The sequence below is a fragment of the Diaphorobacter ruginosibacter genome, assembly GCF_040396215.1.
In the GTDB taxonomy this organism is placed as follows: Bacteria; Pseudomonadota; Gammaproteobacteria; order Burkholderiales; family Burkholderiaceae_C; genus Diaphorobacter_A; species Diaphorobacter_A ruginosibacter_A.
In genome coordinates, this window is sequence record NZ_JBEBOW010000149.1 from 1 (window position 1) to 8,477 (window position 8,477).

The window sequence follows — 8,477 nt, forward strand, 5'->3', positions numbered from 1 at the left end:
TTCCACGCCGGAGCGCCCGGGCCATGGCGGGTGCGTGCTAAGCTGTATTTCCATCGAAGAGAGATACCGTTTTCATTGCTGAACCGGCTCGTCGCGCGCCTCATCCAGGCGAAGCAGGCGGGCCCCAACTGGAGATTACCAATGCCCGGATTGCTGCCCGACGTCGACCCTGATGGATTGCTGGAATTCTCGGTGGTCTACACCGATCGCGCGCTCAACCACATGTCCAGGAAATTCGTGGGAGTGATGCAGGATATTCTCGGCACGCTCAAGCAGGTCTACAACGCCCACACGGCGGTGCTGGTGCCCGGCAGCGGCACTTTCGGCATGGAAGCCGTCGCGCGCCAGTTCGCCAACCGCGAGAAGGTGCTGATCGTGCGCAACGGCTGGTTCAGCTACCGCTGGACGCAGATCTTCGACGACGGCGCGCTGGGCGGCGGCTCCATCGTCTGCAAGGCGCGCAAGCAGGGCGAGGGCGCGCAGGACCCGTGGGCTCCGGCGCTGGCCGCCGACGTGGCCGAGACCATCCGCGTGGAGCGGCCCAGGGTCGTCTTCGCGCCGCACGTTGAAACCGCCAGCGGCATCATGCTGCCGGACGACTACATCAAGACGATCTCCGACGCTGCGCACGAGGTCGGAGCGCTGATGGTGCTCGACTGCGTGGCCTCTGGCGCGATGTGGGTCGACATGCGCCAAACCGGCGTGGACGTGCTGATCAGCGCGCCGCAAAAGGGCTGGAGCAGCACGCCTTGCTGCGCCATGGTGATGCTGTCCGAACGCGCGCGCCAGGCCATCGAGCCCACGCAAAGCTCCAGTTTCTCGTGCGACCTGAAGAAGTGGATGACGATTGCCGAGGGCTACGAAAAGGGCCAGCACGCCTATCACACGACCATGCCGACCGATGCGCTGGTCAAGCTGCGCGACGTGATGCTCGAAACGCGCGACTACGGCTTCGCCAAGGTGCGCGAGGAACAGATCGAACTGGGCTCCAAGGTGCGCGCGTTGCTCGAGTCGCGCGGCTTTCCCAGCGTCGCGGCCGACGGCTTCAAGGCGCCGGGCGTGGTGGTGAGCTACACGAGCGAGCCGGATATCCAGTCCGGCAAGGCGTTCCTCGCCGTGGGCCTGCAAACCGCGTCGGGCGTGCCGCTGCAGTGCGACGAAGGCCCCGATTTCAAGACCTTCCGCATCGGCCTGTTCGGCCTGGAGAAGTGGCACAACGTGGACCGCACGGTCGGCCATCTCGCCAAGGCGCTGGACGCCATCGGCGTGCCGCCGGCGAAGGCTTGATGCCCCCGGCGCTCCAGCGCGTTCTTGCGAAACACGGCGTTTGCGATCCGCGAGGTGCGAACGCCTTTTCCCTTTCGTCCCTTTTCACTTCTCTCCAATCCCATCTCCGACATGAAGCACCTCAATGCACTGCTGGCCGCGGCCGCAGCCCTTGCCATGGTCACCGCCGCGCACGCGGCTGATCCGGTCACCACGCCCAGCGGCCTGGTTTATGAAAGCCTCAAGGACGGCACCGGCCCAAGCCCCAAGGCCACGGATACCGTGCGCGTGCACTATCGCGGCTGGTTTCCGGACTCTGGCAAGGAGTTCGACAGCTCCATCAAGCGCGGCCAGCCTATCGATTTCCCTCTGAACGGCGTGATCCCCTGCTGGACCGAGGGCTTGCAGAAGATGAAGGTGGGCGGCAAGGCCCGGCTCACTTGCCCGGCCGGCATTGCCTATGGCTCGCGCGGCGCGGGCGGGGTGATTCCGCCGAATGCGACGCTGAATTTCGAGGTGGAGCTGCTGGCGGTGAATGGCGCGAAGTAAAGGGGCGGACACCTGCTCCGGGCGCTTGCCCCAGCGCCCGGCATGCGTGTTTCTCCTACAGCCGGCCGTGTGATTATTCGGCCATGACGGGCTATTCTTGAGGCATGCGAATGCTTCCCATGGAAGATCTGGATTCTCCGGGCGTCAGCGCCGCAGCGGCGGCCCGCGAGGCGCAGCTTGCGCGGGCCAAGTTCCAGGCGACGGGGCTGTTCGTCGCCGTGGTGATCGTCTTCGCGCTGACCTACGCGTTGCCGCGCAATCTCTGGGTCGAATGCGTGCGCGCCATGGCCGAGGCCGCCATGGTGGGCGCGCTGGCGGACTGGTTCGCGGTGTCGGCGCTGTTCCGGCGCGTGCCCTTGCCTGTCCTGTCGCGGCACACCAACATCATCGCGCGCAACAAGCAGCGCATCGGGGAGAACCTGTCGGTATTCGTGCGCGACCGCTTCCTGGATGCTCCGTCCCTGGTCACCATGATTCGCAGGCACGATCCGGCGGACATGCTCGCGCAATGGCTGACCGCGCCGGCTAATGCCGATTTGCTGGGCAAGCAGGTCTCGCGCCTGATGGCGACCGCGCTCGATACGGTGGAGGACGAGAAGATCCAGGAGCTGCTCAATCAGGCCGCGCGGGCGTTGATCGGACAGCTCGATGTCTCGCGCGGCATGGCGGCGGCGCTGGGCGCGCTCACGCATGAGCGGCGCCATCAGATGCTGCTCGACGATCTGCTGGTGCGCCTGAGCGGCTTGCTGCAGTCGGAGCAGACACGCAACTTCATCGCCATCACGCTCGTCAAATGGATCAAGCGCGAGCATCCGCTCAAGCAGAAAGTGCTGCCCACCGACTGGCTTGGCGGCAAGGGTGCGTCGGCCATCTCCCATGCGATCGAGGCCCTGCTGGTCGAGGTGGCGAAGGATCCCAATCACCAGTTGCGGGACACCCTGGATGCGGGGATCTCCCGGCTGATCGAGCGCATGCAGCACGATCCCGACTGGGAGCAGCGCGGCGAGGAGATCCGCCGCTATCTGCAAAACGATGAGGCGCTGGGCTCCTATGTGCGCGAGATCTGGGCCGATCTGCGCCGCAAGCTGCGCGATGATCTGCAGGCCGAGGATTCGGCCCTCGCGCGCAATGTGGCGAAGATGGGGCAGTGGCTTGGCATGTCGCTCGCGGGCGATGCGGCGCTGCGGCTGCGCCTGAACGTGCGGCTCGAATTGTGGGCCGCGCAATGGGCCCCGGACGTTGCACAGTCGGTGGCGGAGCATATCCGCGCGACGGTGGAGCGCTGGGACGCGCAGGAGATGGCCGAGCTCGTGGAGCAGCACATCGGCCGCGACCTGCAGTACATCCGCATCAACGGCACGATCGTGGGCGGCCTGATCGGCCTGCTGCTGTTCCTGATCTCGCATGCCGGCGCCCTATGGGGCGCTGCCGCGCGCGGCGGCTGAGCCGCTGCGGGAATCAGGTCTCGGGAGCGCCTTCGCCGGCATTGCCGCCATGGCCTTCCAGGTTGGCGTCACCATCCAGGAGATGTCTGGCCAGTTGCTGCCAGGCCTGCGCCTCCTCGGCGTGGCCCGAGAAGTGATAGCAGGTGGCGACTGCCATGGCGAGCCGGCCGTTCTCGGGCGTGAGGTCGAACGCCAGTTCGGCCTGGGCGGCGGCGTTTTCCCACATGATGCCGGCGTTGGCGGATCCCTCCTTTTGCAGCGCATGCGCCTCGGCCATCCAGGCCTGCGCCAGCTTGAAGGCGGCCTCGGGTTCGTCGCGGTCAGCCTTGTGGGCGAGGTAGTACTGTTTGCCCGCTTCCTGCCACAGCGCTCGGGCGCGGGCGAAATCGGTGGTGGCGAGGCTTTGCGCCTGAGCGACCAGGGAATTGCCCTCGCGCAGGTGCGCCTGGTAGTCGCCGCAAAGGCCGCCGGTGGGGAGGGAGGAGTCTTGATCCATGCCGGTATTGTCGCTCCAAGTCCATGCGAAAGCGCCGGCGATGGCGCCCGCCGGGGACGGGGCTGGAGCGCACGGGGCATGGCGATCGCACCTTGCCCGCGCCGCCGTGCCTTCCATCCCCGCCTTTGGCCAGCGCCTAGAACTTCACGTCACCGCGAACCCACAGCGTTCTGCCCGGTTCGTTGATGCGCACGCTGCCGGGGTAGCCGAAGCCGGAACTGCCTGCTAGGTTGAGGTGCTCCGAGTAGGTCTTGTCGAACAGGTTGTCGATGCCCGCGATGAGCTTGAACTTCTCGTTCACGCGGTACCCCGCATTGAGCGACAGCACGCCGAAGCCGGCGCTCGGGCCGAAATCCTTGCCGACGACATTGCCCGTGCCTGCCGCATAGCGATGCTGGGATGCGACGAGCCGCCAGAGCGCCCCGGCGTTCCACGCACCGCTGGTGTAATCCAGGCCCAGCCGCGCTTCCAGCGGCGGGGTCTGCGCCAGCGGTCGATGATCGGAGCGGTTCTCCGCCCAGCTATAGGCCAGCGTCGCCTGTGCGGTGAGCGCGCTTGCCATGCGCCAACTGCCGCCGACTTCGAGGCCCGCGGTGCGCGCATCGACATTGCGGACGGCGGAGGACATGCCGCTGTAGTCGAACAGGATGAAATCCTTCACCACGCCCGCGTAGGCCGAGGTCCACACCTGCCAGTCCTCGCGCCTGATGCTGGCGCCGATGTCGATCTGCGTCGTTTTCTCCGGCCTGAGCAGGCCGAACGCATTGCCGCTGTCCGCCGCGCTGTTGGCGGGCGCGATCAGCTCCCAATAATCCGGAAAGCGCTGCACGTGGCCGACGCCCGCATAGACTGTGGCGCCGCCTTGGAGGTTGCGCTCCCATCTCAGGAAACCGCTGGGCAGCGCGTTGCGTTGGCGGTGGTTGCTCGCGGCGGTGCTGGCGCCGCCGTCCATGCCGTTCATGCCGCCGCCCATGGAGGAGCCCATGGAACCCATGCCGCTCATGCCGGAGGAGCTGCTGGCGACGGGGTAGCGCCATGCCTGCGCGTGGTCGATGCGCAATCCGCCGAGCATGCGGGACGAATCGTCCAGCCGCTGCGTGAGTTCCGCGAACAGGCCGGTATTGCTGAACCTGGCGTTGCGCACGCGCGGCTGGTCCTGGTAGGGCATGGACAGCGAGCCCTTGCGGCTGTAGTGCGGGCTGTTCATCGCGTCGACGCCCGCGACCAGCGAAGTGCTCGCGGCAAGCTCGAACGTGCCCGCCACGCGCAGGCCGCTGGTGGTGCGGCGCACGTTGCTGGCCATCGGCATCGACATGCCGCCGCCCGGCGAGAACGTGCGGAGCGTGAAGTTGTCCATCACATGGTCGGCGCGGTTGTAATAGACCTGCGCCTCGAACTTGCTGAACCAGTCGGTGATGTTCCTTTTCTCGAAGCGCAGCGCGAGGCTGTCGCGGCGGAACTGGGTGCCGTCCATGCCGCGCCCGCCGTAGCGCGCCTCGCCGTCGCCCGCTCCGGCGCTCAGTTCGATCCAGGTGTCGGCGTCGGGCGTGAGGCCGAGCGCGACGTCGGCGTTCCATTTATCGTAGTGCGAGGGCACGATCTTGCCGTCGCCGTCCTTGTAGTCCTTGGCCTGCGAATGGTTGGCGGTGAAGCGGACGTAGTAGTCCTTCGTGCCCGCGAGCAGATCGGCGTTCTGGTCGCTGCGTGCCGCGGTTCCCGCCGTGGCGCTGGCGGAAAAGCGCACTTCGGCCTTGTCGAGTTCTGGCCGCGTGCGGTCAAAGCGCACCACGCCCGCCGAGGCGCCCGGTCCCCAGATCACCGTTTGCGGGCCTTTGACCACATCCAGTTCGTCGAAGGTTTCCGGCGAGATGTAGGAGCTGGGCGAGTCCATGCGCGAGGGGCAGGCGCCCAGCAGCGTGGAGCCGTTGGTGAGAATCGGCAGCCGGGAGCCGAACTGGCCGCGGAATACCGGGTCGCTGTTCGAGCCGCCGCTGCGGACCGCGGAGAAGCCGGGGATGCTTTTGAGATAGTCCGCCGCGTCGCTGGCGGGAACGGGCTGGCGCGGCTGCTTGGGGTCGGCCACCACATGCACGGGGGAGTGCTCGTGCACGGCGGTGACGACGACTTCGCTCAGGCTGGCGGCGTCATCGTCGGTTCCGGTCCGCGCGGGACTGGCCGATGCATGCGCGGCCAGGGCGATCAGCAGGGCGGAGCAGGCCGCGGCGCGTGCGTGGAGTTGAAAGATGCGATGGTGCGGAGTGTGTTGAAGGGAAATCATGAAGGGTCCGGCAGCCCCGACTCCCGGCCCCGTGGAACGCAAGGCGCGCGCATGCGCGTTCGCCGCGTCCGTGGGGTGGGAATCAGGAGCAAGAAAAAGGATCGGGACACCGCGTGCGGGCACGCGATGACGAATCTGCTTTCAGGGAAAGCGCAGGAAGGAGCGAGCCGGGGCGAGTCGTCCCCGGAACCCCTTCAGGCCAGACGGGAAGGGGGGCCGCGCGGCGGGAGCGGCGCGCGCGCCGGCTGGGAGGCCAGCGTCCGCGCAGGCATGAACCGCCAGCGCGCAAGCGTTGCGGAAAGCGGCGGCTGGTAGCGGACCAGGGGCGCGGCCTCGGGCGGCGCAAGCGCCACGCAGAGCAGGCATTCGGGGCCATGATGCGTGCCGCCTTCGTGCTCCATGCCTGTGACCGGCGCGCTGCTGGCTGCGTGCATATGTCCGGCGTGCCGGGCGTGGTCCGCATCGAAGCTCGCGGTGCAGATGTCCATGCGCGCCGGAGCCTGGGGCATGAACGCGCGAACGCGCATGCCGGAAAACATGGCGGTGAGCACCAGCGCGCAGAACAACGCCGCAACCCAGTCTTGCAGACGTCGGTTGCGGCGCAGGTGCTCAAGCATGGGCGGTGGAGTGTGTTTCGGGCGCGCCTTCGGCTGCGAAGGCTTGCCGGGGTCCATCAATCCGTTTGGCGACCCCAGCGTGTATCGAATGGTAAAGCAAATGCCATGCGGGAAAGCGCCGCCTGCCCGGCTGTGTCAGTACATTGATTTGGCGCAAGAGATATCACCCCTGGAAGAAGGGTGACGCCGCGCGGTGTCAGAAGCGTTCCAGTTGCGGGTGCTTGATCTGGCCGCCGCGCACCAGCATCTTGCCGTATTCGGCACAGCGGTTCAGCGTGGGGATCACCTTGCCGGGATTGAGCAGGCCCTTGGGGTCGAACGCGCCCTTGAGCGCGAACATCTGCTGATTTTCTTCCACGGTGAACTGGGCGCACATGCTGTTGAGCTTTTCCACGCCCACTCCGTGCTCGCCGGTCACGGTGCCGCCCATGGCGACACTGGTCTCCAGGATGTCGGCTCCGAAGAGTTCGCAGCGGTGCAGCTCGTCAGGATCATTGGCATCGAACAGGATCAGCGGATGCAGGTTGCCGTCGCCCGCATGGAACACGTTGGCGCAGCGCAGCCGGTATTTCTTTTCCATCTCCTGGATGGCGAGCAGGATGTCGGCCAGGCGCTTGCGCGGGATGGTGGAGTCCATGCACATGTAGTCGGGGCTGATGCGGCCGCTGGCCGGGAAGGCGTTTTTGCGCCCGCTCCAGAAGCGCAGCCGCTCCTCTTCATTGTTGCTCACGGTGATGGCGGTCGCGCCGGCGCTGCGCAGCACTTCGCTCATGCGACCGATTTCCTCTTGCACCTCCTCGGGCGTGCCGTCGCTCTCGCACAGCAGGATGGCCTCGGCGGTCAGGTCGTAGTCGGCATGAACGAAATCCTCGACGGCAGCGGTCATGGGCTTGTCCATCATTTCGAGGCCCGCGGGAATGATGCCCGCGGCAATCACCGCGGCCACCGCGTCGCCCGCTTTGCGCACGTCATCGAAACTGGCCATGATGCAGCGTGCGAGCTGCGGCTTGGGGATGAGCCTGACGGTCACTTCCAGCGCCACGGCCAGCATGCCTTCGCTGCCGATCATCGGGGCCAGCAGATCGTAGCCGGGGGTGTCGAGCGCCTCGCTGCCGAACGTGACGGGGTCGCCCTCGACCGTGAAGCCGCGCACGCGCAGCACGTTGTGGACGGTGAGCCCGTATTTCAGGCAGTGCACGCCGCCGGAATTCTCGGCCACGTTGCCTCCGATGGTGCAGGCGATCTGGCTGCTGGGATCGGGGGCGTAGTACAGGTTGTGCGGCGCGGCGGCCTCGCTGATGGCCAGGTTGCGCACGCCGCATTGCACGCGCGCCGTGCGGCTGACCGGATCGACATCCAGGATCTGGTTGAACTTGGCGAGCGACAGCGTCACGCCCATGGCGTGCGGCATGGCTCCGCCGGAAAGCCCGGTGCCCGCGCCGCGCGCCACGACCGGCGCATCCAGCCCATGGCAGGTGCGCAGGACGGCCTGGACCTGCTCCTCGGTCTCGGGCAGGGCCACGACCAGCGGGCGCTGGCGGTAGGCCGTCAGCCCATCGCACTCGTAGGGCGTGGTGTCTTCGGAGTTCCAGAGCAGCGCGTGCGCGGGCAGATGCTTGCCGAGTGCTTCGACAATTTCCTTTTGCCGCGTGGCGCGTTCGCTGGCGGTGGTTGGTTTTTGATCGTGGGATGAGGTGGGTGTGCTCATCCCAGAAATGTAGTCCAAGCCGCAGGGCGGCGGCTTGAACAAATTTGCACCCTCTTGTGAGATGTGTTGTGACAATCTGGCGCGTTATCGCTCCATCGCTCCGGGGCGGCTGTCTCAG

7 protein-coding genes are annotated in these 8,477 nt (G+C 66.8%); 3 read left to right on the forward strand and 4 right to left on the reverse strand.

From position 1 onward, the window contains the following. Window positions 1–141 precede the first annotated feature (141 nt). From ABWP92_RS15070 to ABWP92_RS15080, 3 genes are all read left to right on the forward strand, one after another. Window positions 142–1,287, forward strand: a complete 1,146-nt coding sequence (locus ABWP92_RS15070; RefSeq protein ID WP_353236213.1) for an aminotransferase class V-fold PLP-dependent enzyme — start codon at window positions 142–144, stop codon at window positions 1,285–1,287. Window positions 1,288–1,398: 111 nt separating this feature from the next. Then, a complete protein-coding gene (locus ABWP92_RS15075) occupies window positions 1,399–1,815 on the forward strand; it encodes an FKBP-type peptidyl-prolyl cis-trans isomerase (RefSeq protein WP_353236214.1) in 417 nt (138 codons plus the stop codon). Between the two features lie 110 nt (window positions 1,816–1,925). Then, window positions 1,926–3,260 (forward strand): DUF445 domain-containing protein, encoded by a 1,335-nt coding sequence (locus ABWP92_RS15080; protein ID WP_502907553.1) that lies wholly within the window; start codon window positions 1,926–1,928, stop codon window positions 3,258–3,260. A gap of 13 nt (window positions 3,261–3,273) precedes the next feature. On the opposite strand, the gene ABWP92_RS15085 is transcribed toward ABWP92_RS15080, so the two are convergent. The 4 genes from ABWP92_RS15085 to ABWP92_RS15100 form a co-directional block, all read right to left on the reverse strand. Beyond that, window positions 3,274–3,756: a hypothetical protein gene (locus ABWP92_RS15085; RefSeq protein ID WP_353236215.1), complete on the reverse strand. Its 483-nt coding sequence runs from the start codon at window positions 3,754–3,756 to the stop codon at window positions 3,274–3,276. Between the two features lie 136 nt (window positions 3,757–3,892). After that, entirely contained in the window at window positions 3,893–6,034 is a 2,142-nt protein-coding gene (locus tag ABWP92_RS15090; protein WP_353236216.1) for a TonB-dependent copper receptor, read from the reverse strand. Window positions 6,035–6,228: 194 nt separating this feature from the next. Next, window positions 6,229–6,651 (reverse strand): hypothetical protein, encoded by a 423-nt coding sequence (locus ABWP92_RS15095; RefSeq protein ID WP_353236217.1) that lies wholly within the window; start codon window positions 6,649–6,651, stop codon window positions 6,229–6,231. A 196-nt stretch (window positions 6,652–6,847) separates the two neighbouring features. Further along, complete coding sequence (locus ABWP92_RS15100) at window positions 6,848–8,359, reverse strand: FAD-linked oxidase C-terminal domain-containing protein (RefSeq protein ID WP_353236218.1); 1,512 nt, start codon at window positions 8,357–8,359, stop codon at window positions 6,848–6,850. Between the last annotated feature and the right edge of the window lie 118 nt (window positions 8,360–8,477).